Genomic DNA, 25,212 nt, shown 5'->3' with positions numbered 1-25,212 from the left:
TTCATTAGCTTAATGTCCATAGAGCTAGTTTACAGATTGTGTAATACTTCTTCTTTTGCGGCGCATCTGGTAACCAATGGATAGAATAGAAGTACGTGGGGCTCGAACTCACAATCTGAAGAACATTAATTTAGATATTCCCAGAGACAAGCTGACAGTTATCACTGGTTTGTCTGGCTCAGGTAAGTCTTCTTTGGCTTTTGATACCTTGTATGCAGAAGGGCAAAGGCGTTATGTAGAATCTTTATCGGCCTATGCTCGTCAGTTTTTATCCATGATGGAAAAACCCGATGTTGATCACATCGAAGGGTTGTCACCCGCTATTTCTATTGAGCAAAAATCCACATCTCATAACCCACGTTCAACCGTAGGTACCATTACCGAAATATATGATTATCTAAGATTGTTATATGCCCGTGTAGGTGAGCCTAGGTGTCCGGAACATCATGTTCCTTTAGATGCACAAACGGTAAGCCAAATGGTCGACCGTGTACTAGACATGCCTGCAGATACTAAATTAATGCTACTAGGTCCAGTAGTGCAAGACAGAAAAGGCGAGCATGTAAAAACCTTAGAAAACCTAGCCGCACAAGGTTTTATTCGCGCCAGAATCGATGGCAATGTGTGTGACTTGTCTGATCCCCCTGAACTCGATTTACATAAAAAACACACTATAGAAGTGGTGGTTGACCGCTTTAAAGTGCGTGAAGACTTAAAGCTTCGTCTTGCTGAGTCATTTGAAACTGCATTAGGTTTATCTGGTGGTACCGCAAAAGTGGCTTACATGGATGAGCCTGAAAAAGATGAACTGGTATTTTCTTCAAACTTTGCTTGTCCGCACTGTGGTTATAGTATGGCGGAACTTGAGCCTAGATTATTTTCGTTTAATAACCCTGCTGGAGCTTGTCAAAGTTGCGATGGTTTGGGAACCAGACAATTTTTTGACCCACATCGTATTATTGCTAATGATGAAATTAGTCTATCAGGTGGTGCTATTCGTGGGTGGGATAAGCGCAGCTACTATTATTTTCAAATGCTGCAAGCTGTCGCGGACCATTATGATTTTGATTTGACTGTCCCTTTTGGTGAGTTAGATGAAGCTGCCCGAGAAATTGTTTTACATGGTAGTAAGGGCACATCTCTTAAGTTTAAATATATTAATGACCGTGGCGACATTATGGAGCGCAAACATCCTTTTGAAGGGATTATTCCGAATATGGAAAGGCGCTACAAAGAAACTGAATCTAATGCAGTCCGTGAAGAGTTATCAAAATACTTAAGCCAGCAACCTTGTTCTAGCTGTTCAGGCTCTCGTTTAAGATTAGAAGCGCGGAATGTTTTTATTGCTGATACCCCTTTGAACCTGGTGTCTGACTTATCGATTGCAGAAGCTTTAGACTTTTTCTCTAATTTAACCTTAACGGGGCAGCGAGAGAAAATAGCTGAAAAAATATTTAAAGAAATCAACGACAGATTGAGCTTTTTAGTGAATGTTGGTTTGAATTATTTATCCTTGTCTCGCAGTGCCGATACTCTATCTGGCGGCGAAGCTCAGCGGATTCGTTTAGCGAGTCAAATCGGAGCTGGGCTAGTAGGCGTGATGTATGTGCTTGATGAACCATCAATAGGCTTACATCAAAGAGATAACGAACGCTTACTTAAAACCCTTATTCACCTTCGTGATTTAGGTAATACAGTGCTGGTGGTAGAGCATGATGAAGATGCTATTCGAGCTGCTGACTTTGTTCTTGATATTGGCCCAGGTGCTGGTGTTCATGGGGGAGAAATTGTTGCCCAAGGAACAATAGATGACATAAAAAACAGTGAGCATTCACTGACGGGTAAATACCTTTCTGGCCGAGAAAAAATTGAAGTCCCAATAAAGCGAGGTTCGGTTGCTGACGACAAATGGTTAGAGTTAAAAGGTGCGTCGGGTAATAATCTACAAGATGTGACTTTTAGAGCGCCAATAGGTTTAATGACCTGTGTTACTGGGGTCTCTGGCTCAGGGAAGTCGACGCTAATAAATGATACCTTCTATAAAATTGCCCATCGTGACTTAAATGGCGCTACAACAGGTGAACCGTCTCCTTATACCTCAATTACGGGTATGGAGATGCTAGATAAAGTTGTGGATATAGATCAAAGCCCAATTGGCCGTACACCACGCTCTAATCCAGCTACTTATGCAGGTATTTTCACTCCAGTACGAGAATTATTTGCTGGTACCCAAGAAGCGAGGTCTCGGGGTTATAAAGCGGGTCGTTTTAGCTTCAATGTTAAAGGCGGTCGCTGTGAAGCTTGCCAAGGTGATGGCGTAATCAAGGTCGAAATGCACTTTTTGCCAGATGTTTATGTACCTTGCGATATTTGTAAAGGCAAGAGATACAACCGCGAGACTTTAGAAATTCAATACAAAGGCTTGAATATTCATCAAGTCTTAGAAATGACCATAGAAGAAGCCCGTCCTTTCTTCGATGTAATCCCTGCAATTGCAAGAAAACTTCAAACCTTAATGGATGTGGGCTTGTCATATGTGCGTTTGGGCCAGGCTGCTACTACTTTGTCGGGTGGTGAAGCTCAGCGGGTTAAATTGGCGAAAGAGTTGTCGAAGCGGGATACCGGACAAACCTTATATATTTTGGATGAGCCAACTACTGGTTTGCATTTTCACGATATTAAACAGCTTTTAGAGGTGCTACATAGGTTGAGAGATCATGGTAATACGGTTGTGGTTATTGAACATAACTTAGATGTGGTAAAAACTGCTGACTGGGTGGTTGATTTAGGCCCTGAAGGTGGTTCGGGTGGTGGGCAAATAATTGCGCAAGGAACGCCTGAGCAAGTAGCTGAAGTTGAAGGCTCTCATACAGCAAGATTCCTAAAACCTTTACTAAATAATTAGAGTGTAAGGGGCGAGTATGTATTCAGAGGAGTTTAATGTTCGATTTTACGAAACTGATGCATTAGCTCATGTTAGTAATACAGTCCTCGCTGGTTGGTTTGAAGCCGCACGAGAACCTATTTTTAGATTGTTTACTCCAGAACTAGACTTAAGAAATTGGCCGCTGATTTTAGCTAGCTATAAGATGGACTTTTTACAGCAAATTTTTTACGGCCATAAAGTTGAAGTTAGAACCACCATTTGTAGGATAGGGAGTAGTGCATTTGATGTTCACCAAGAACTATGGCAAAACCAAAATAAATGTGCAGTAGGGGTCACCACTTTAGTTCATTTTGATTTTAAGACAAATAAGTCAAAACCTATTTCAATAGACATAGTTGAAGCGTTGCAAAAACATATTAAAGAAACCTAAGCTTCTTAGCATTAGAAGGTGTCGATGAGTTCACATTGGTGGCAGGAAGATTCGTAACTTTATAAGACCCTTATCAGAAAACTTGATTGCTTTTTGATAAGGGCTAGCCCGATCCCGATATTTATACTTTAAATTGTGTGGCTATGCCTTCTAAGTGCTTCGCCAGTTGAGCTAGTTCGCCACTTGCCGAGCCAATCTCTTTAGAGCTAGTCGCAATTTCTTCGGTCTTCTGATGAATTTCATCTACATTTGAACTGATGGTTTGTGCCACTGCCTGTTGGTCCCCTGTAGAGAGAGCTATTTGATCATTCATATTAGTAATACGGCTAATAGTATCAGTAATAACCGTTAAGCTAGCGCCCGCTGTATTTGCTGTTTCAACACTAGTAGTGGCTCGCTCGGTTCCTTTTGCCATAGCACTCACCGCTGAACGAGCGGCATCTTGTAACTGCTCAATAGTGCTTTGAATTTGTTCAGTCGATTGTTGGGTTCTAGAAGCTAGGGTTCTTACTTCATCTGCGACAACTGCAAATCCTCGTCCTTGTTCGCCGGCTCTAGCGGCTTCAATTGCGGCGTTTAATGCAAGTAGGTTAGTTTGTTCTGCAATACCTTTTATCACATCAAGCACCACACCCACTTGATTAGAGTCAGCTTCAAGCTTGCTAATTACTTCTGCTGTTTCTTCAACATTAGTTGCTAATTCTTGAATACTCATAACAGTGTTATTGACAACGTCTTGACCGTCGTTAGCTGCAGTTGATGCATCTCCTGCTGCCGTAGCGGCTTCCGCTGCGCTCGATGCCACCGCACTAACACTATTTGTCATATCATCTACAGCTTCTTTAGCTTGTGAAGCGGAGCGTTGTTGTACAAAAATGGTTTGATTAGTGTCTTCTGTTAGTTTATTTAGATTTTGGGCTAATTGTGACAAAGGTAAGGTAGAGTCAACTATGTCTTTCACTACCCCCTGCAGCTTTACCATAAATTGGTTAAACCAGTTAACTAAATCGCCTATTTCGTCTTTATTTTTCGAGTTGAGTCTAACTGTTAAGTCGCCATCACCTTGGGCAATATCTTTTAATGAACTAACCACTTCTACTATGCTGCCCTTTATACCGTTTACAATTGGAATTGCCGTTGCAAATAGTAACACTATAGTAAATAGGGCTAAAATGAAGCCAATTAAAATCATGGATTCACCGTTTGAGCTAGCTTCTTGTATGTCAGTTTGAAATGAGTTGACTCTGGCATCTTTGAACGCTGTTAAGCCTTTGAATGCACTATCATAACTGTTGTTCATCTTAGTCGACATTTCGCCTAATTTAGAGTAATCAGCCGTGCCATCAATCATAGACTTTGATACTGTGAACGCTACCTCATAGTATTCATTAAATGAGTTGAGTATTTTGCTGATTTCAGAACTGAGAATAGGGTCAATTGATTTAATATCTTGCAATAATTTTTTTGTTTCAGAAGCGAAAGTCTGAGCATTACTTAAGGTATCTTCATCAGCGGTAGTAACCGCACTTGTTAATGCTTCTTTGACTTTTTCCATTTTAACCAAGGCAGTTTTGGATAAGTCAACTGAAGGATATTCAACTTCAATCACGTTCTCTAAAATTTTAACGTTGTTTAAAGCATTGGCTGTTGTAATGCCCAAGTATAAAATAAAAGCTACGGTTCCTATAATAGGAATAAGAAATAACTTTTGTGCAATAGACATGTTTTTTAAAAAGCTCATATTTTACCCTTGTAAGTCTTCGCACCTGATTTTTAGCCGTGCGCTTGCTCATTATTAACTAATATTGATGCTATTTAATATAGTAACCAATAAACTTAAGTGCTAATCATTAATTAGATTTTTTTCATAAATATTAATCATATACGTCAATATTTAGACCTTGTAACGTATATCCAACAGTGGCTAAATCACCCTGCCAAGTACTGGTTGATAAGGTTCCTGTTATCCATACCGCATCATATAAGTTGTTTATCGACACATCTTTAGAAAACTTCACATATACAATTTGATTAGGTGGCGGGGGGGGGACATGTACGCAGGCACCAAAGTAGGGTACTAACAAAAATTCTGTTATTTTTTCATTATCTCCTTCTAGTGGCACCACGAACCCAGGTATTTTAACAAGCTTTCCGTTTAGCTCTGGCACTATGGGCGCGTCAAGGTTTTGCTGTTGCATACTATTACTGTGAGCAAGTGGAATATCAGACGCAACATAGTCTTTAGGGATCATATCTTCCCAATACAATTCTAATGGCTCACCAAAACTCAATTGAGTTATTAACAGTAATGTTGAAGTAAATAATTTATACATTTTATCGTGTGTACTTATTCTGTTTTGTTGTTTGCCTATGATAAAGGGTTTTTAACAAGCTTGTTACTTATGATGCTTGGTATATCTGGGGTGTGAATTAACAATCATAGTGAATATACTGCAAACTTAGCCGAATATAAAATATCATGCTATGAGACTCTAGTGATATTAACCTTTAGTAGAGTAGCTTAATGAGAAGCCTGCTAATTACATACAATTGTAAGCGTGTTGAATAAAATTTATGTAATTGACTCTTGGTACTATTTGATATTGTCTATTAATCCTACTTTGCTGCTTATAGTCAGTACGCACTTTAAATACCTTCTAGCGATGCTGTCTTAAAAGCTATATTCTCAGATTTAAAAGAACAGAATAAAAATATGACAGGAAAACCTAATGATGACTAGATTAAAATTTATTCCCTTAAGTATACTAACTATCGCAATATCTGCGTGTTCTCCGCAGCCAAGTGAGCAAACAGAGAAACCAATTGTGCAAGCCGAGCAAAATGTCTTACAGACTGAATCTGAAAAGTTAGCCCAATACTTTGCGGATATGTTTGAACAAGATTTAAAACGTTCACCCATAACGCAGAGCTATTTAGGTTATAAATGGGATTACGATAAATGGAATGATATATCCGATGCCCATCAAGATGAGACGGTTGCTATTCAAAAGGCACGTCTAGATGATTTACAAAAATTTGATCTAAGTCAATTGACTGAGCAAGAGAAGTTAAGCATTGATGTCGCTATAACTGATATTCAGCGCCGTTTAGCGAATGATAAATTTCGTGACCACACATACATAATGCATCAGTTCAGAGCCTATCACACTATTGTACCTAGCTTTTTAATTAATATTCACAGAATCAAAAGCATAGACGACGCTGAGGCCTATGTGGCCAGGTTGAATAATGTAAAACCTCTATTTACTCAAGTGATTCAGCAACTGAAAAAACGTCAAGAGTTAGGGGTGTTTCCGCCTAAGTGGGCTTACGATCAGATGATCCAAGCGTCTCATAATGTGATTAGCGGTAATCCATTCGAAGAGTCACCAGAAAACTCAACTATTTGGGATGATTTCACCACTAAAGTGGATGCATTAGGGCTAACTAATATGGAGACCGTTGGTTTAATAGCCGAGGCTAGAGCGGCTATTGAAGAGTCTGTTTTACCAGCGTACAGAGAGCTCATTGATGAGTTAAAAATTCAACAAAGACTAACTCCTGAAGGAGATGGAGTATGGCGATTACCAGATGGAGAGACGTGGTATAAAAACCGTTTAGAGTGGTTTACGACGACAGATTTAAATGCCGATCAAGTTCATCAAATTGGTTTAGAAAATGTTGAACGAATTCACAACGCAATGAAAGCCATTAAGCAAGAAGTGGGCTTTGAAGGAGACTTAGCTGCATTTTTTGAGTTTATGCGTACCGATGAGCAGTTTTATTATCCTGCGACTGATGAAGGTCGTGCTCGTTATATGGAAGAGGCTAAAACCTTAATTGATACCATGGAAGAAAAAGTGCCTGAATACTTCGGGTTAACGCCAAAAGCGCGAATGCAGGTAAAACGAGTTGAAGCATTCAGAGAAAAGTCAGCAGGTAAGGCTTTTTATCAAAGTCCTTCTAAAGATGGTTCACGACCGGGTACTTATTATGCAAACCTTTACAACATGAAGGATATGCCCACTTATCAAATGGAAGCCTTGGCTTATCATGAAGGTATTCCTGGCCATCATATGCAGCGCTCAATTGCTCAAGAGCTAGAGGGAATTCCAGAATTTCAAAAGTATGTGAGCTTTACTGCGTATACAGAGGGGTGGGGCTTATATACTGAAGAATTAGCCAAAGATATGGGCTTTTATGAAAATCCTTACTCAGACTTTGGGCGTTTGGCCATGGAATTATGGCGAGCCTGTCGTTTAGTGGTAGATACAGGAATTCATGCTAAAAAATGGAGTCGCGACCAAGCCATTGATTATTTGATTAAAAATACCCCTAATCCTGAAAATGACTCTGTTAAAGCCATTGAGCGTTATATCGCCATGCCCGGGCAAGCAACGGCTTATATGATTGGTAAGTTGAAGATTATGGAATTGCGAACAAAGGCAAAAGAAAGTCTAGGAGATAAATTTGATATTCGTGGTTTCCATGATGAAGTGTTAAAAGATGGGCCGGTACCTCTGAATATTTTAGAAAGCAAAATCAATAATTGGATCGAGCAACAGAAGAACTTAATTTAATAGTAACCTTAGTTTTAGTCGTAACCTAACTAATGCCGTTTACTGTGAGTGAGCGGCATTTTTTGTTAAAGATATCTTATTGGGAAATTCGCTTATATTGTCTTGTAGGGTTTATTCCCAAGTACTGCGTGTAATACCGACCTTAGTCTTATTGACCAACTTGAAGAGTTAGCCAATGCTTTAAGGAAATATTTTCTCGGAAAATTCGTATGAAACGCCTACTACTGCTTTTTTGTTTTTTTCCTTATCATTGCGCTTCTGCTAGTCCTCAAGGAGCAGATATAGGCTACGGGATCTCCAGTATTATTTTGGCGTTTATATTTGGATTATTACTTGCCTTTATGAGTTTTTTAGCGATTAAATTTATTTCGAAAAAGCAGCACTTACCCGAGATAGATAAGGATGCAATAAGCGAAATAAGTGAGTTACACTCTCGGGCTGCTTTGGTCGGCTCGACTGTCGGAAAAATAGCTATCGGTGGAGCCAATGTCTCACATTTTATTGATAAACTTTCTATATTATTTGGTGAACAAGTTACTCAAACGGAACAAGCTCTTAAAGATATCCAAAGCCTAGAAAGTGCAAATGATTCATTAATAATACAAGCTGATTTAGCTATGGCGAAGATTGGTGTTTCAGATGATATGGCCTCAAATAGTAATGCCATGCTAAGAGATTTAATACCTAAACAGTCATCTTTGAACGAGCAAATTTCTTTATCAAAAACCTTACTTAATGGCTTACTAGCTCAAGCTGCATCAATTGGAAATATCATTACAACCGTAAACCAATTAGCTGATCAAACTAATTTGTTGGCTCTAAATGCAGCTATAGAAGCCGCCAGAGCTGGGGAGCAAGGACGAGGCTTTGCAGTAGTGGCTGATGAGGTTAGAGTGCTAGCTAAGCGAACCTCAGAAGCAATAAGTGGCATTGAAAATGTATTGTCTGAAATAACCTCAGGCACCTCTGAATCCGCCAAAACTATTGATTTGGTTTATAGTGAAGGCCAGAGTATGTCAAAGGTGATAGAGGATGTTTCTGAGTCGATTGAGGCAAGCACTTTGTCAACCAGTGAAGCGAGCGATGCTATGAAAACTGTAAAAATCACAGTGGATGGGCAAAAACAAACAAATCAGGGAATAACCGATACCATGAAGCAACTGCTTCAAACTTCTCAAGCGTTTCAGCAAGATTTTTCAGATGTTTCTAATAAGGTATTAGGTTTAAGCCATCATACTGAAAATATTTTTAGAGTACTTAGCGTATTTGATTTTGAGAACAGGAACACTTATGTACAAGAAATTGCAGAGCAAACTGCGTTAAAAATTGGGCGAGTGTTTGAACAAGCAATTGCTAATAATGAGATTACCGAATCCGCACTTTTTGATTTATCTTATTCAGAAATACCTGATACAAATCCAACTAAATTTACCACCAAATTCGATACCTTCACGGATAAGTGTCTGCCAGACATTCAGGAACCCATTTTAGTTAAAGATGATTTTATAGTGTTTGCTGGTGCTGTAGATAAAAATGGTTATTTTCCAACCCACAATAAAAAGTTTAGCCAACCTTTAACTGGAAATTATGAGAAAGATTTAGTTTCTAATCGTACTAAACGAATATTTGACGATTATACAGGTAGTCGTTGTGGTTCAAATACTCAAAGCTTTTTACTGCAGACCTACAAGCGAGATACTGGCGAAGTGGTGCATGACCTGTCGGCTCCAATATATGTAAAAGGCCGACATTGGGGAGGGTTTAGAATAGGCTATATGGCCGAAGTATCATCATAGCTTTGCCTAAAAATAAGAAACGAGTAAAGGTGAGCGACTGCTCACCTTTTTTGAATAAGTAGAGTTTACTATTTATTAACGTAAGTTAAACAAGTCTCTACTTCTTCTTTAGAGCCAATTAAAACTGGTACACGTTGATGGATTTCTGTTGGCATGACTTCCATTATACGGCCAGCTCCTGTATCTGCTAAGCCCCCAGCTTGTTCTACCAAAAATGCCATTGGGTTTGCTTCATATAATAAACGTAATTTTCCAGGCTTACTTGGGTCACGTTTGTCGTAGGGATACATGAAAATTCCCCCACGAGATAATACTCTATGAATATCACCTACCATTGCCGCTACCCAACGCATATTGAAGTCTTTTTTGCGAGGGCCTTCGGTTCCTGCAATTAGATCGCTTACATATTCTTGTATTGGAGCTTCCCAGTGACGCTGATTAGATGCATTGATTGAATATTCAGAGGTCTCTTCTGAAATTTGTATATTGGGAGTCGTCAGTAGGAAACCACCATGGGTCTTATCTAGTGTATACAAATGTGTGCCCTTACCTGTAGTAAGTGCAAGCATGGCTGATGGGCCATATAAAACGTAACCTGCAGCAACACTTTGTGTACCTGGTTGTAAAAATGCAGATGGATCATCGGCATCCATCCATTGTGGAGCGTGAGTGATAGAGAAAATTGTCCCTATCAAGCTATTAATGTCTGTATTTGAAGAGCCATCAAGAGGGTCAAAGCTAACTAAGTATTTACCATCTGGGTTACAAGCTACAACGTCATCTTCTTCTTCTGAGGAAATTGCTTTTACATAGCCTGATTCACTTAGGATGTCTTTCAATATTTGGTTTGAAATTACATCTAACTTTTTCTGCGTTTCACCTTGTACGTTTTCACTTAAGGTAGAACCTAACACACCTGCTAATGCTCCCTGACTGACCCTAAAGGATATTTCTTTACATCCCGCTAAAATAGTTCTCAATAGCAGGATTAGCTCCATTGGAGCACCGTCTTCTTGTAGTTGCGAGTTAAGTCTTTTCATGCTTTTTTACGCCTTGTGTTGTAGGAACAGAGTTGGTGACAAGTTTATTTTTTATTATTTTTGCCACCAGTTTCACAGATTGTACCTTCAAAAAGCAAGAAACTCAGCAACCGAAACGTATTCTTTATAACCGAATGTTAAGTCAGCTGAAAATGGCACATATTTTTACATTCAAGATTGGGTTCACCTTTACTGTTCTGGTAACCTAAGAATATTGATTATATTGAACGACGAACTATGCATATACACATTCTTGGCATTTGCGGTACTTTTATGGGAGGCATCGCTGCATTAGCGAAGTCAATGGGACATAAAGTGACAGGTGCAGATGCAAATGTTTACCCTCCTATGAGCACGCAACTAGAGTCTCTTGGTATTGAGTTATTTGAAGGCTGGGATCCAAGCCAATTTAAAGTTGCATTAGATTCAAGTGACGGTTCAGAGACTCAATACGGTGAGCCAGACTTTGTCATTATTGGTAATGCTCTGTCCCGTGGTAACAAAGCCGTAGAATACGTATTAGACAGAAACTTGCCTTATATAAGCGGCCCTCAATGGCTATTAGAAAATGTTTTAAAAGATCGCTGGGTACTGGCTGTATCTGGGACCCACGGAAAAACGACTACCTCAAGTATTTTGGCGTGGATATTAGAATATGCGGGGTTAGCACCGGGATTTTTAATTGGCGGTATACCACAAAATTTTGATGTGTCAGCGCGATTAGGTAAACACCCGTTTTTTGTTATTGAAGCCGACGAATATGATAGTGCCTTTTTTGATAAGCGCTCTAAGTTCGTCCATTATCGTCCTCGTACTTTGATCATGAATAACCTTGAGTTTGACCATGCAGATATTTTTGAGGATTTAGGCGCTATTCAAAAGCAGTTTCATCATTTACTTCGTATGGTGCCTAATAATGGACTCGTGCTATCGCCTAAGTCAGATAAAGATCTTTTGAGAGTATTAGATATGGGCTGCTGGACACCGGTTCAATTTACAGGGACAGATTGGCAAGCTAATAACTTGATTGCTGATGGTAGTAAATTTGAGGTCATGTTCAAAGGGGAGAAGCAAGGAATCGTAACATGGGATCTGGTGGGGGAACATAATGTTAATAATGCACTTATGGCGATCGCTGCTGCTCATCATGTTGGAGTGCAGTGCTCTATAGCTATTGAGTCGCTTGCCGAGTTTGTAAATGTTAAGCGACGCATGGAAGTAAAAGGTGTAGTAAATGAGGTTACTCTGTATGACGACTTTGCTCACCATCCTAGCGCTATTGCTACAACCATTAATGGATTAAGGGCAAAAGTAGGAAAGGCTCGTATTTTAGCTGTGCTGGAGCCTAGATCTAACACAATGAAAATGGGGGTGCATAAAGATACCTTGGCGAAGTCATGGAGTAATGCGGACCATGTTTTTATTTTTGAACCTTCCAATTTAACTTGGTCAATGGACGACTTATTAGCCGAGAGTGATGTCACAGCCATGTTGTATAAAGATATGGATGTATTGATTAAATCAATTTTATCTTACGTACAAGCAGGTGACCATATTGTGGTGATGAGTAATGGTGATTTCGGTGGGATCCATAAGGTGTTGCTAGAACAGCTTGCATTAATTAAAAACGATTAACTGAAGAAATAAATATGAAATTGAAACCAATAATTTTAGGTGTAATGGTTGCTGCAATGAGTTTTCAGGCATTGTCTTGGGGGCAAATAGGACACAGGGTAACGGGCGCTATTGCTGAAAATTACTTAACTGCCGAAGCAAAATTAGCTATAGCAAAAATATTACCAAATGAAACCTTAGCTGAAGCCTCTACTTGGCCCGATGAAATGCGTTCTAACCCTAGCGAGTTTTGGAAAAAAATAGCAGGTCCCTACCATTATGTAACTATCCCAGATGGCAAAGCCTATGGCGATGTAGGCGCGCCGGAACAAGGTGACGGTTTTAGTGCTTTGCAAGCTTTTACAATGCAGCTTAAAAACGACAAAACCAACATCGAGCAAAAGCAATTAGCATTACGTTTTATTATCCATATTATTGGTGATTTACATCAACCATTTCATGCTGGAAATGGCACCGACAGAGGCGGTAACGACGTAAAGCTTAAGTTTTTTTGGCAGGACTCAAACCTACATAGAGTATGGGACTCAGGGCTAATTGATAGTCAACAACTTTCATACACAGAATGGAGTGCGATATTACTTGCTAAGATCAGCAAGCAACAAGCACAGCAGTGGATGGGTGTAGATCCACATATTTGGATTGCTGAAAGTGCTAAGCTACGGGCTAAACTTTACCCTGATTCAGATGAAATCTCATGGGACTACCAATATCAGAACTTACCTATTGTTAAAAAACGTTTGCAAATGGGCGGCGTGAGAATAGCGGCTTATTTAAATGAGTTGTTTAAGTAGGATTGGGGTGCAGCTTAGTTGAGTCAGTCTACTTTTCAGCCTTTACCGGAAGTTTTAGCCGGGCCTATTGTTAGGCAGGTACATACAAAGCAAGTTAACTTTTGGTTAATGACCTCCAAACCTTATGAGTTTGAGGTGCTGTTACATAATCTAATTAATCAAGAAGTGCTGTTTGATGGGGCTGCTAGTACACCTGAATTATTCTCACAGGTACAGGTAGGAGAACATGCTTTTGTAAACTTATTGACAATACCTGTAAATGTTGACGTGAAGTGCGGTACCAGAATTTACTATGATATTAAATTATGCAATGAGAATGAGCTGCCGTTAACAATATCAGAGCTATTACCAGATTTACTTTATCAAGGGCAAACCCTGCCCAGTTTTGTGTTTAAACAAGCTGTCCGCCAGATTTTACATGGTTCTTGCCGCAAGCCTCACCATGACAGTGGTGATGGTTTGTTGGTAGTTGATTCACAGCTAGAAGCGGCGCTTGAAGATGCTCAGTGTAGCCCTGACTTATTAATGTTATCGGGAGATCAAGTATATACAGATGATGTAGCTGGCCCCATGTTAGTGGCTATTAAGCAAACCATTGGTCATCTTGGTTTGTTTAATGAAGCCCTGTCAGGTGCGGTAATCGAAAACAGCCTAGATGTCTTTGAGCACCCAGATTGCTACTACCAAAGACCTAAATTATTACCCGATGATCCAATTGCAGAGAACACTCAAAAAAAGTTTTTTGGCGCTAAAAAGAAACCTATATTCACTTCTGTTAATGCTAACAATCATCTTATTTCGTTTGCTGAAGTCATGGCTATGTACATTTTGACTTGGTCACCTGAGATGTGGCGCTTGGTTAATATTGATGACAAAGATATACCTATTCCTTTTCGCGCAACCTTTGCCAAAGAGAAGGTTGCAATCGACCAGTTTTCGAGAGGCTTATCAAGAGTTAGGCGAGCACTGGCTCATGTTCCTGTTTATATGGTGTTTGATGATCATGATATTACCGATGATTGGAATTTAACCCGAGGCTGGGAAGAGGCGGTTTACGGTAATCAGTTTGCAAAACGGATAGTAGGTAATGCATTAATAGGTTATTGGCTATGCCAAGGATGGGGGAATAATCCTCAAGGTTTAGCTGGGTTATATCAGAACTGTAGAGAGCATTTTAGTAAGACGGGGATAGTTGAACACGATAAATTAGTAGACCAAGTTTTAGGTTGGGAGCATTGGCATTATCATTTGGATACCTCTCCAAAAATTTTGGTGCTGGATACCCGAACCCAGCGTTGGCGTTCTGAGTCAAATAAGAATAAGCCATCTGGTTTGATGGACTGGGAAGCTTTAAGTGAATTACAGCAAGAGTTAATAGGTCAAGAAGCCGTTATTATGATTTCTGCGGCTCCTGTTTTTGGTGTAAAGTTAATTGAAACAATTCAAAAAGTGTTTACGTTTTTTGGAAAAGCACTGACCGTTGATGCTGAGAATTGGATGGCTCATAAGGGCACGGCTAGTGTCATCCTGAATATCTTTAGGAATCGAAAAACACCCCCTAACTTTGTGATTTTGTCTGGGGATGTTCATTATTCTTTTGTATATGACATAACTCTAAGGTTTAGGCACAATTCTCCCAACATCACTCAAATAACCAGTAGTGGCATTAAAAACCAGTTTCCAAATAGCTTATTGCAATGGTTCGACCGTTTAAATAGGGTGTTGTACAGTAAATATTCACCGTTAAACTGGTTTACCCAAAGGCGAAATATGTTGGTTAAACACCGCAGGCCAGATAACCATCAAATGCGAACCTTGTTAAACGGTTCAGGTATTGGCTTGTTAAAAGTGGATGGGGATTGTTCAAAGGTTGAGGCGCAACAATTGTGCGCCTCGGGTAAGGTAGTGACTTTTAAGAAAGGAGACTAATTACTGATGGTAAGGTTTACTGTATTTGTGAACCGCATCAATAAATATTTTGGCATTTTCTGGTGGAACATCTAAATGAATGCCGTGGCCTAGATTAAATACATGACCATTACCTTTTCCAAAGCCTTCTAGTATTGTTTGTACTTCTGTTTCAATTCGTTCTGCTGGTGCATACAACATTGATGGGTCCATATTGCCTTGCAGGGCGACTTTATCGCCTATTCGTTTTTTAGCATCAGCCATATCAACGGTCCAGTCTAATCCAACTGCATCACAGCCTGTATCGGCAATAGACTCCAGCCACAGGCCTGCGTTTTTTGTAAATAGAGTAACAGGTACTCGTCTACCATCGTTTTCGCGAATTAACCCATCTACAATTTTATGCATATATTGCAATGAAAACTCTTTGTAATCACGCCCAGACAACACGCCACCCCATGTGTCGAATACCATAACAGATTGAGCACCAGCTTTAATTTGCGCGTTTAAATATAAAATAACCGAGTCAGCTAATTTATCTAATAATAAGTGAAGCGCTTGAGGATCACTAAATGCCATTTTTTTGACTTTAGTAAAGGCTTTGCTTGAGCCTCCTTCAATCATATAAGTAGCTAAAGTCCAAGGGCTGCCAGAAAAACCAATAAGAGGTACTTGGCCCTGAAGGTTTTTACGAATGGTGCGTACCGCATTCATAACATAACCTAATTCAACTTCTGGATCTGGGTTAGGCAGTTTTTGTATGTCGGCCATACAAGTTAATGGGCGTTCAAATTTAGGACCTTCACCGGTTTCGAAATACAAACCTAAACCCATTGCATCTGGAATGGTAAGAATATCTGAGAATAAAATCGCAGCATCTAACTCAAATCGGCGTAACGGCTGTAATGTAACTTCACATGCAAGCTCTGCATTTTTACACAAGGACATAAAATCGCCAGCTTGTGCTCTAGTCGCTTTATATTCAGGTAAATATCGACCAGCCTGGCGCATCATCCATACGGGAGTGAAATCAACAGGTTGGCGCAATAATGCACGTAAATATCGATCGTTTTGCAGTTCTTGCATAGGTTACCTCAGATAGAAATTATTGATTATAGCGGTGTGGCTTAAAAAAACGGCTGTATTGTAACGACTTTCAGAATATAAAGCTGAGTAATTTTGACAAAGTTTTTGAAATATTTACAAAGATTAACTGATTTTAAAGGGAAGTACCTGTTCAAAAACGTCATATGAAAATTGAGATATAAAAATATTTCGAGCTTTAACCAACCCACACTAGATAATTTAGGTAGGCATAGTTAATTAATTTTTCTGATTAATTTCGAGTTCAGCGTCGTGTTCAATTTCCTTTAATGTATGTTGAATAAGCTGTCCAGAAATTGAGCCTGTAGGGGGAATATTAGGTAAGGCTTTCGGATCGAACCACTCTGCCTGGAGGATTTCTTTACCGTCTACTTGTATATTGCCAGAGTCAAAATCAGCTAAAAACCCTACCATTAGTGAATGGGGAAATGGCCAAGGTTGGCTAGAAAAATAGCGTAAATTTTTAACTTTTATACCCACTTCTTCGAATACTTCTCTGTGGACTGCTTGCTCTAGTGTTTCACCACTTTCAACAAACCCAGCAAGAGTTGAGAACATCTGTCTCGCTCTTTGTGGCTTGCCTTGAGCTAATAAAATTGTATCTTCATGGCGGATAGAAACAATAATACAAGGTGAAATTCTTGGATAGCAACGGTGTTGGCACCTAGAGCATTGCAGCGCCATTTCCCAGTCAATTTGTTGCATAACACTCCCGCATTGACCACAGAACCTATGGGTTCTTATAAACAATGCAACCTGCCAAGCTCTAGATATTATGCTGAAAAAAGAGACGTCTACCTGAAATAACAAGGTACGAATGCCTACTAAGGTATAATCGTAATTCTCTATACATTCGCTACCCATATCAATTAAAAAACAGGGTAAATTTTCGTGACTGCCTACCTGAATGATTTGTTCTTGATAATGGTGAGCAAAGTGTAATGTTTCCCAAGAGCCTACGATAAGATCTGAGTTATCTGCTTTTTGGAAGATTTTGTCGCCACTAATAATTAACCAAATTGCTTTTGTATCTGGGGTAACAGATATATTTTGTTCTATCATACTGAGGTCTAAGAAAATGCTTTCCGGTTAGGTTAACATATCTATTACATTGGGTGTTTATTGGTTAATAGATATCGTGGTTAATATTTACCTTTCAGTTGTTATTTATTTGCACATTTAAACTGGCTATAAGTGGGAATCGGAAATTAAAAAGTGATAGTATTTAGTCGTTCATTTTGAAGGAAGTATTGTGGCTATCACTGATCAAGAATGTATAACTAACCAAGTATATAAGGCGCGGCAATTTTGTGAAGATAAAGGCGCAAGATTTACCCTGCTAAGAGAAAAAGTATATGGCCTGCTATTAGAGCAAGGCGGGGCTGTTGGGGCGTATGAATTATTAGATACGCTAAAATTAACGGAATCAAATGCAAAGCCTGCAACTGTGTATCGTACCTTGGACTTTTTATTAGAGTTTGGGCTGATCCATAAAATTGAATCAACTAATGCTTTTGTAGCCTGTCATCATTTTGACTGTCTTCATCCTGTACAGTTTTTAATATGTGATACATGTGGTGAAGTAACTGAAATCCAGTCTGCAGGCCTTAAAGATACATTAGATAAACAAGCATTAAGTGTAGGCTTTAATGTCGTAAAACAAACCATTGAGGCACACGGTACTTGTTCCGATTGTAGGGATTAACTTAACCTCTAATAAAAGAGCTAACTAAATGAATGCTGAATTTATTAACCCTTTTGTAGCTGCGCTACTGAATGTATTAAAGACTATGGCTCAAGTTGAGCTGGTGCCGGGCAAGCCACGTAAAAAAACTGATGAGAAAGCCGGTGGGGATGTGTCTGGCCTAATTGGTATGGTTGGAGACAATATCCAAGGCTCTTTATCTATATCATTTGAAGAAAGTTTAGTGCTTGAAATTATGGAAAAAATGTTAGGCGAGAAGCCTGAAAGCATAGACTCAGATGTAAAAGATATGGTGGGTGAAATAACGAATATGATTTGTGGCGGCGCTAAAAGTGACTTAGATCAAAAAGGATTTGATTTTGGAATGGCTACCCCTATTGTCGTTTCAGGAAAAAATCACAGTGTAGACCACCAAGTTGATGGTAAAAAAATGGTAATGCCTTTTTCCCACCCATCGGGAAAATTATATTTAGAAATGTGTTTTAACAAATAGGCTTTTATACATGTCTGTTTGGCTGCAACAAGCTATTGTGCTGAGTAAGAAATCCCGAGGGTATCACCTGATTACCAGCGAGGTCATTAAGCAGCTACCTTATATCCAGGAAATAGAGGTAGGCTTGCTACATTTATTTATTCAACATACTAGTGCGAGTATAACTATCAACGAAAATGCAGATCCAACTGTTAGAATTGATATGGAAACCCATATCAATAAAATGGTGCCTGAAAATATGGCCTACTATATGCATGACTATGAAGGTGCGGATGATATGCCTGCTCATATAAAATCCAGTTTGTTAGGGAGCAATTTAACCATCCCTATTTCTGGCGGGCACTTAGCCTTAGGCACATGGCAGGGCATTATTTTAGGTGAACATCGTAATTCAGCTGGAAACCGTCACTTAATTGCGACAATTTCAGGTAAAAAAATGTAAATATGCAATAAAGCGGTTGCTTTCATTTTAATCATATATATGATCGCGCCCATTGTTATAAATTGAGATACATAGGAATAGTAGAAATGAAAAAATTATTGATTGCCAGTGTAGTAGCTGCTGCTATGAGTACTACAGTACAAGCAGAAGAAAAAACTACAGACAAATGGGTTGCTGGATTCGCTGAGTATTATCTAACAGATGAAAGTGAATCAGGAGCTCCAAATTTTTTAGATAATGGTACTGGGATCGGTGCTGAGTTTGGTTATAGATTTGCGCCAGAATGGGCTACTAGACTTGAAATTTCTCATTTAAACATTGATGCTTCGCCTGCTGATGAATCAGGTAACCGTGTTGGTATTGATGCATTGTATTTTTTACCAGAAGATCTTTTATATGTTTTTGGTGGTTTAAAATACACTAAAATCGTAGATGGTGGTTCTATGGTAAACCTTGGTCTTGGTAAGCATTGGTCAATAAACGATAGCGTTGCTGTTATTACCGAAGTGGCTGCTTACCAAGGTTTAGATGATAGTAATGAAACTCATGTTGGTTTTAAACTTGGCTTAGCATATACCTTTGGTGGCTCTGCGACTTCTAGTGCAAGTACTGATACTGACAGTGATGGTGTTGCTGATGGTCAAGATAACTGCCCTAGTACAGCTTACGGTACCACTGTTGACGCGTATGGTTGTGCACTAGTTGCAGATGTTGCGCCTGCATCAGTAGTAGCAACTGATACAGATGGCGATGGTGTTGCTGACGATCTTGACGAATGTGCTAATACGCCAAGTACAGATGTTGTTGATGCAACGGGCTGTGGTGTATTTATCGAAGAAGAAGTTTCTTCTAATATCAAAGTATTGTTTGCAAATAACAGTTCTGTAGTAACTAACCCTAATGATTCTCAGTTCCAAGATTTCGTGGACTTTATGAATCGTTATCCTTCAGCTGATGCGCTTATTGAAGGACATTCATCTGCTCCAGGTGCAGCTGATTATAATATGTACCTTTCTCAGAAACGTGCTGATGCAATCCGTACATTGTTAGTAGAACAATACGGTGTTGATGCTGATAGATTGACGACTCAGGGTTACGGTGAAACTCAATTGTTAGATACTGCAAATACAGCAGAAGCTAACAAAAAGAACCGTCGTATCATTGCAATTGTATCTGCAAGCGAACGTGTTAAATTACAAAAGTAGTTTAAGCTTTTAAATAAAAAAGAGATGCAATTGCATCTCTTTTTTTTATCTTAAATTTAGTAGTTAGATAACCTATGACTCTATTGTAGGCTTTAATTAATACTCGTCATCTAAGGCAGGGCCTGCATAGTTATCAAATCTTGAGAACTGCCCTTGGAAAGTAAGGCGAGACGTTCCTATTGGTCCGTTACGTTGTTTTCCAATAATTATTTCTGCTATACCTTGTTCGGTACTTTGCTCGTTATAAACTTCATCCCGATAGATGAACATGATTAAATCGGCATCTTGCTCTATCGAACCTGATTCCCTCAAATCTGAGTTAATAGGACGTTTGTCACTTCTTTGCTCAAGGCTCCGGTTTAACTGAGACAATGCTACAACAGGTACTTCAAGTTCTTTTGCGAGTGATTTTAAGGAGCGAGAAATTTCAGCTATCTCTAATGTTCGGTTATCACTTAATCCGGGTACTTGCATGAGCTGCAGGTAATCGATCATGATTAAACTTATGCCACCTTTATCCCTAGCTAGTTTTCTTGCTCTCGTTCGAACTTCCATTGGAGTCAGGCCAGAGGAGTCGTCGATAAATAGGTTATCTTTGTCTTTTAACATTGCCATGGTGTTAGACATGCGAGCCCAGTCTTCGTCATCTAATTGTGCAGTACGGACTTTGGTTTGATCTACACGGCTTAGTGACGCTAACATCCGCATCATGATTTGTTCAGAAGGCATCTCAAGACTAAATACTAAAACGGGCTTTTCTTCCAATAACATGGCATTTTCACACAGGTTCATGGCGAATGTTGTTTTGCCCATTGAAGGCCTAGCTGCCACAATAATTAAATCAGATGGCTGTAAACCACTGGTTTTTTTATCTAAATCTGTATATCCAGTGGAGACACCCGTTACTTCTTTGTTGCTTTTAACTAGTACTTCTAATCGGTCAATGGTTTTGGTTAGTACTGCTTCTACATTTTTTGGGCCTTCGTCTTTACCTGTTCTTTTTTCTGCAATTTCAAATACTTTGCTTTCAGCCATATCCAGGATTTCGCCTGAGTTTCGGCCTTCTGGGTTATAACCGGTGTCGGCAATTTCATGTGCTACGCCTATTAATTCTCGAGTAACAGCCCTCTCTTTAATTATACTGGCGTAGGCTGAAACGTTGGCGGAGCTAGGCGTATTTTTTGCTAATTCACCTAAGTAGGCAAAACCGCCTGCATCTTCCAGCTCGTCTAATTCTTCAAGGTTTTCAGAAACAGTAATAAGATCTATTGGCTGATTTTTTGTAAGCAGACGTATGATGGCAGCATAAATGATCTGATGAGAGCGGTTGTAAAAATCTTCAACTACTACGGACTCGGCAACTTTATCCCAAGAGTCAGGGGCAATAAGCATACTTCCCAAAACCGACTGCTCTGCTTCGATTGAGTGAGGAGGGACTTTTAATTTTTCGACTTTATCGTCCGAATTTTTCTTAGGAACTGCTTTTACAGGCATTGTTTTTTCAGTTGAACTACGGGCGAATAGTATGCGTTAAAAGCAGCTCAAAAGTAAACCTTGAGAGGCGAAAGTATGTAGACCATTTACTTATTAAGATGTGCCGAAATAGTAGAAATGAATCGCTCACCATAACGGCTTAGCTTTGTTTGCCCTACGCCATGGATATCTAAAAACTCGACTTCAGACTCAGGGCATTTATTAGCCATGTCGGCTAAGCTTGCATCACTGAATACCACAAAGGGTGGCACGTCGTCTTGCTCTGCGATTTTCTTACGTAAATGTTTAAGCTTGGCGAATAAGGCTCTATCGTAGTCGGGAGTTTGCCAAGATTTTTGGTTGCCAAAGTTCATATCAAGCCTAGGCACTGCTAATTGTACATCCTGAGATTTTTGAAGGATGGGTCTGGCTTCTTCGGTTAATTTCAGCACCGCATTCTGTGTTATGTCGACCCTAATAAATCCCCTATGTATCAATTGGTTTATAATATTATGCCAGTAGGCATCAGATTTATCCTTACCTATAGCAAAAGTACTCAGTTCATTATGTTGTTGTTCAATTATTTTTTTTAATTGTTTGCCCCGCAAAACATCAATTAAATATTGGCTAGCAACGCTTTGTTTTAGTCTGAGGATACACGATAGGACCTTTTGTGCTTCAACTGTACCCTCAAACGCCTTAGGGGGGTCTAAGCAAATATCGCAGTTACCACAATGCCCCGCTGAATATTCTGCAAAGTAGTTGAGCAATACTTGTCTACGACAAGTTTGTGCTTCTCCAAAGGCTTCCATTGCTGCAAATTTCTGTAATTCGATAGCATTACGTTCTGGGTTTTCACCACTGGATATCCATTGTTTAATTCGACTTGTGTCTTTTTCATCAAATAATAATAGAGCTTCAGCAGGCATTCCATCTCGGCCAGCTCTGCCAATTTCTTGGTAGTAAGATTCAATGCTTCTTGGTAAATCAAAATGCAATACAAACCGCACATTAGATTTATCTATACCCATTCCAAATGCAACAGTAGCTACTATGATATCGATTTTATCTTGAATAAAATCTCTTTGAATAATATCTCGAATATTGGGTTCTAAACCCGCATGATAACCCGCGCTGTTAATACCCTTACGTGCAAGAGCCATAGCCAAGTCGTCTACTTTGCTGCGACTATTACAATAAATTATTCCGCTGCCTTCTTGCTGCTTTACAAAGCTAATTACTTGATCAGTTGCTTTATATTTTGTGACTTGGTTATAGCGAATATTAGGGCGGTCGAAACTGCCTTTAAAAATAAATGGGGAATTTAAGTTAAGTTGCAAACTTATATCAGCACGTGTTGCAAGGTCTGCTGTTGCTGTTAGACCCATAACCGGTACGTCAGGAAAGTGGTTTTTAAGTTGCCCTAGTAGCCGGTAGTCTTTTCTAAAATCATGGCCCCAATGGGATACGCAGTGGGCTTCGTCTACCGCAATTAAACTGATGCATAAGCCTTTTAAGCGTGTAATAAACTCCAGTTGCATTAATCTTTCTGGTGCTACATAAATTAACGTGTATTGGTTGTCCTGCATCCCTTTATATATCTTGAAAATGTCCTCGTATGATAGATTAGAGTTAATGTATGCGGCATTGACTCCATAGGTTAATAGTCCGTCAACTTGGTCTTTCATTAATGAGATAAGGGGGGATACTACTATGGTTAGTCCCGGCAGTAGTAAAGCAGGTATTTGATAGCAAAGAGATTTGCCACCGCCAGTAGGCATTAAAACTAAGCAGTCTTGTTTATCTAGCACCCTAGAGATGACTTCAGATTGACCGTCTCTAAATTGGTCATATCCAAAAGTATTTTTTAAAATCTCTCTCGCTTTGTCTAAGGGATTAATTGATGATGGAGAGTGATTAGGTGCTTGCTCAGACAAAGATTTCTCAATGGGAATAATTTATCTAGCAAGTTTACGTGTTTTTAACTGAGTGTTCACTTGCTATCACTTAAAAAAGCACTTTGAGTTTATGAGCGCGGGATGAAGAACATGACAACAGAAGAATTGCGAGCCTCAGTTATCAGTTTCTTCAATACTAAAATGCCGTTCAATCATGAGGATTTGAGGTTGAGTATGTTGAATGAGATAAAGTAAAAATTATCCTTCAATGAGGTGATAGATCAATGGGTAATCCTGTTCATAAAATCTTACATGGTGGTGTAACCGCAGCTGTTTTAGATACGCTAGGTAATTTAGCAGTGTTAATATTTGGGGTAGATGATTTACAAACTAAAGTCGAGAGCACACAGTATTATTAACAGTTAGCTAATGGTGGCACTTTGGATATGAGGGCAGATTACTTGCGCCCAAGTAAAGGAGGTAAGTCTATTGCATCAGCTGAAGTAATACGTAAAGGAAATAAAGTCGCTGTCTGCAAAATGAACTTACATAATCAATCAGGTATGCATATAGCAACTGGTACAGCTGCCTATGTTATCTAAGGCTTTGAAAAATAGCGTAATAATATATTTATGCTAGAAAGTTATCAGACGGGCAGGCGGTTGAATGAAAACCTCGTCTCTTTTTTAAAAAGAAAACACTTTATTGTTGCTGAATATTTAGACAATATGCAGGTGAGCATTTAGTTAATCTATTATCAGTCAATCGTGATCGGTAGCTTGTAGATTAAATTTCAGGGAAGTTATGACGGTTTTTCAACAAAATCTTACATTGCTGATTATTGATGATGATGTTGTGAATATTTCAACACTTACGTCCCTGTTCGCTCAATTGTTTAATATTGAGGTTGCTCATGATGGAAAAGCTGGGCTACAAAGTATCTTATTAAAAGATATAGATTTAGTGTTGAGCAAAGTGCACGCGCCAATGATTAGCGGTCAAGAGTTATGTACATTCGTAAAAGACAATCGTTTAACATCTCATATCCCAATAGTTTTACTTACTCCAAATGCAACGGCTGATGAAGAGGAAGCGTGTTTAAGTATAGGTGCAATTGACTATATAGACCTAAATGCCCGTCCAAAAACGATACTATTTAGGATTAAAAACCATATGAATATGGTGGCTCAGCAGAAAAGATTAGCTCAAGTATCCTGCACGGATGGCTTAACAGGGTTAGCCAATAGAATGCAATTAGACACTATGCTAAATAAAGAATGGTATGCCGCTGTTCGTGGTAACCATTCAATCGCTATCTTGCTGATTGATATTGATAACTTTAAATTATTTAATGACGAGTTTGGCCATTTAGAAGGTGACAAATGTTTAAAAACTGTGGCATCGATTATTGCTAAAAGTAAAAGACGAGAAAGAGATTTTGCAGCAAGGTACGGGGGCGAGGAGTTTGTATTATTGTTACCATTTACAGATTTAGAAGGTGCAATTCAAGTCGCTGATAGTTTAATTTCTAAAATTAGAAATAGAAATATCAAAGCTGCTAAAGATGCTCATTTTCCCATGGTGACAATAAGTGTTGGCATTACGGCTTATGTGCCTAAACATAATAAAGGAATAATCAAGAACCCAATAGACCTTCTTAATTGTGCAGACAAACATTTATTTAAAGCTAAACAAAATGGCAGAAATTGTTATTCAGCGTCAGAAGAATACTAGACGTTAGTTAAGTTTGCCCCTAGTGTTCAAAGAATAATAAATATTCATCCACCCTTGATTGCAATTCCTTTTGGCATAACTCACACTGCGC

At 39.1% G+C, this 25,212-nt stretch carries 21 protein-coding genes; 14 read left to right on the top strand and 7 right to left on the bottom strand.

Going from position 1 to position 25,212, the window contains the following annotated elements; all coding sequences use genetic code 11:
• Positions 1 to 76 precede the first annotated feature (76 nt).
• Both uvrA and EOK74_RS09705 read left to right on the top strand, forming a co-directional pair.
• Positions 77 to 2,905: an excinuclease ABC subunit UvrA gene (uvrA, locus tag EOK74_RS09710; protein ID WP_133469809.1), complete on the top strand. Its 2,829-nt coding sequence runs from the start codon at positions 77 to 79 to the stop codon at positions 2,903 to 2,905.
• Between the two features lie 16 nt (positions 2,906 to 2,921).
• Positions 2,922 to 3,317 (top strand): acyl-CoA thioesterase, encoded by a 396-nt coding sequence (locus tag EOK74_RS09705; protein WP_133469808.1) that lies wholly within the window; start codon positions 2,922 to 2,924, stop codon positions 3,315 to 3,317.
• A 121-nt stretch (positions 3,318 to 3,438) separates the two neighbouring features.
• Here the strand turns inward: EOK74_RS09705 and EOK74_RS09700 are convergent, their stop codons facing one another.
• Positions 3,439 to 5,058, bottom strand: coding sequence for a methyl-accepting chemotaxis protein (locus tag EOK74_RS09700; RefSeq protein ID WP_133469807.1), 1,620 nt, complete (start codon positions 5,056 to 5,058; stop codon positions 3,439 to 3,441).
• Between the two features lie 133 nt (positions 5,059 to 5,191).
• Complete coding sequence (locus EOK74_RS09695) at positions 5,192 to 5,650, bottom strand: DUF3299 domain-containing protein (RefSeq protein ID WP_133469806.1); 459 nt, start codon at positions 5,648 to 5,650, stop codon at positions 5,192 to 5,194.
• 396 nt (positions 5,651 to 6,046) lie between these two features.
• Here EOK74_RS09695 and EOK74_RS09690 point away from each other — a divergent pair, with 396 nt between their 5' ends.
• Both EOK74_RS09690 and EOK74_RS09685 read left to right on the top strand, forming a co-directional pair.
• Entirely contained in the window at positions 6,047 to 7,897 is a 1,851-nt protein-coding gene (locus EOK74_RS09690) for a DUF885 domain-containing protein (RefSeq protein WP_205964601.1), read from the top strand.
• A gap of 209 nt (positions 7,898 to 8,106) precedes the next feature.
• Positions 8,107 to 9,693: a methyl-accepting chemotaxis protein gene (locus tag EOK74_RS09685; protein WP_133469805.1), complete on the top strand. Its 1,587-nt coding sequence runs from the start codon at positions 8,107 to 8,109 to the stop codon at positions 9,691 to 9,693.
• A gap of 68 nt (positions 9,694 to 9,761) precedes the next feature.
• Here the strand turns inward: EOK74_RS09685 and EOK74_RS09680 are convergent, their stop codons facing one another.
• Entirely contained in the window at positions 9,762 to 10,733 is a 972-nt protein-coding gene (locus EOK74_RS09680) for a class 1 fructose-bisphosphatase (protein WP_133469804.1), read from the bottom strand.
• Between the two features lie 237 nt (positions 10,734 to 10,970).
• On the opposite strand from EOK74_RS09680, the gene mpl reads away from it, so the two are divergent.
• The 3 genes from mpl to EOK74_RS09665 are packed head-to-tail and all read left to right on the top strand — an operon-like array spanning position 10,971 to position 15,088.
• Positions 10,971 to 12,368 carry a UDP-N-acetylmuramate:L-alanyl-gamma-D-glutamyl-meso-diaminopimelate ligase gene (gene mpl / locus EOK74_RS09675; RefSeq protein ID WP_133469803.1) on the top strand — a complete coding sequence of 466 codons (1,398 nt, stop codon included), beginning with the start codon at positions 10,971 to 10,973 and terminating at the stop codon, positions 12,366 to 12,368.
• 14 nt (positions 12,369 to 12,382) lie between these two features.
• A complete protein-coding gene (locus EOK74_RS09670) occupies positions 12,383 to 13,159 on the top strand; it encodes a S1/P1 nuclease (RefSeq protein WP_133469802.1) in 777 nt (258 codons plus the stop codon).
• Positions 13,160 to 13,177: 18 nt separating this feature from the next.
• The gene (locus tag EOK74_RS09665) at positions 13,178 to 15,088 is read left to right on the top strand and encodes an alkaline phosphatase D family protein (RefSeq protein WP_133469801.1); all 1,911 of its coding nucleotides are present in this window, start codon (positions 13,178 to 13,180) and stop codon (positions 15,086 to 15,088) included.
• Here EOK74_RS09665 and hemE read toward each other — a convergent pair whose 3' ends face one another.
• Together hemE and nudC are read right to left on the bottom strand one after the other, a co-directional pair.
• A complete protein-coding gene (gene hemE, locus EOK74_RS09660; RefSeq protein ID WP_133469800.1) occupies positions 15,089 to 16,153 on the bottom strand; it encodes a uroporphyrinogen decarboxylase in 1,065 nt (354 codons plus the stop codon). It lies immediately after the preceding gene.
• Between the two features lie 237 nt (positions 16,154 to 16,390).
• Complete coding sequence (gene nudC / locus EOK74_RS09655) at positions 16,391 to 17,233, bottom strand: NAD(+) diphosphatase (RefSeq protein ID WP_133469799.1); 843 nt, start codon at positions 17,231 to 17,233, stop codon at positions 16,391 to 16,393.
• A 190-nt stretch (positions 17,234 to 17,423) separates the two neighbouring features.
• Between nudC and EOK74_RS09650 the strand changes: the two genes are divergently transcribed.
• The 4 genes from EOK74_RS09650 (at position 17,424) to EOK74_RS09635 (ending at position 20,016) form a co-directional block, all read left to right on the top strand.
• Entirely contained in the window at positions 17,424 to 17,876 is a 453-nt protein-coding gene (locus EOK74_RS09650) for a transcriptional repressor (RefSeq protein WP_420818926.1), read from the top strand.
• Between the two features lie 28 nt (positions 17,877 to 17,904).
• Positions 17,905 to 18,369: a chemotaxis protein CheX gene (locus tag EOK74_RS09645; protein WP_133469798.1), complete on the top strand. Its 465-nt coding sequence runs from the start codon at positions 17,905 to 17,907 to the stop codon at positions 18,367 to 18,369.
• 10 nt (positions 18,370 to 18,379) lie between these two features.
• The gene (locus EOK74_RS09640; RefSeq protein WP_133469797.1) at positions 18,380 to 18,811 is read left to right on the top strand and encodes a secondary thiamine-phosphate synthase enzyme YjbQ; all 432 of its coding nucleotides are present in this window, start codon (positions 18,380 to 18,382) and stop codon (positions 18,809 to 18,811) included.
• 86 nt (positions 18,812 to 18,897) lie between these two features.
• On the top strand, positions 18,898 to 20,016 hold the full coding sequence (locus EOK74_RS09635; protein ID WP_133469796.1) for an OmpA family protein: 1,119 nt from the start codon (positions 18,898 to 18,900) through the stop codon (positions 20,014 to 20,016).
• Positions 20,017 to 20,112: 96 nt separating this feature from the next.
• Here EOK74_RS09635 and dnaB read toward each other — a convergent pair whose 3' ends face one another.
• A complete protein-coding gene (gene dnaB, locus EOK74_RS09630) occupies positions 20,113 to 21,510 on the bottom strand; it encodes a replicative DNA helicase (protein ID WP_133469795.1) in 1,398 nt (465 codons plus the stop codon).
• 86 nt (positions 21,511 to 21,596) lie between these two features.
• The gene (gene recQ / locus EOK74_RS09625) at positions 21,597 to 23,426 is read right to left on the bottom strand and encodes a DNA helicase RecQ (protein WP_133469794.1); all 1,830 of its coding nucleotides are present in this window, start codon (positions 23,424 to 23,426) and stop codon (positions 21,597 to 21,599) included.
• Positions 23,427 to 23,671: 245 nt separating this feature from the next.
• Between recQ and EOK74_RS21190 the strand changes: the two genes are divergently transcribed.
• The 3 genes from EOK74_RS21190 (at position 23,672) to EOK74_RS09615 (ending at position 25,121) form a co-directional block, all read left to right on the top strand.
• Positions 23,672 to 23,806, top strand: coding sequence for a hotdog family protein (locus EOK74_RS21190; protein ID WP_275404688.1), 135 nt, complete (start codon positions 23,672 to 23,674; stop codon positions 23,804 to 23,806).
• Positions 23,807 to 23,833: 27 nt separating this feature from the next.
• Entirely contained in the window at positions 23,834 to 23,989 is a 156-nt protein-coding gene (locus EOK74_RS21035) for a hotdog domain-containing protein (RefSeq protein WP_239024086.1), read from the top strand.
• 202 nt (positions 23,990 to 24,191) lie between these two features.
• Positions 24,192 to 25,121, top strand: coding sequence for a GGDEF domain-containing response regulator (locus EOK74_RS09615; RefSeq protein ID WP_133469793.1), 930 nt, complete (start codon positions 24,192 to 24,194; stop codon positions 25,119 to 25,121).
• The last annotated feature ends 91 nt before the right edge of the window (positions 25,122 to 25,212 follow it).

The organism is Paraglaciecola marina (assembly GCF_004360155.1).
GTDB classification, from domain to species: Bacteria; Pseudomonadota; Gammaproteobacteria; order Enterobacterales; family Alteromonadaceae; genus Paraglaciecola; species Paraglaciecola marina.
The sequence above is the reverse complement of the archived record's forward strand: the minus strand, read 5'-3'. Positions and strand labels throughout refer to the sequence as shown.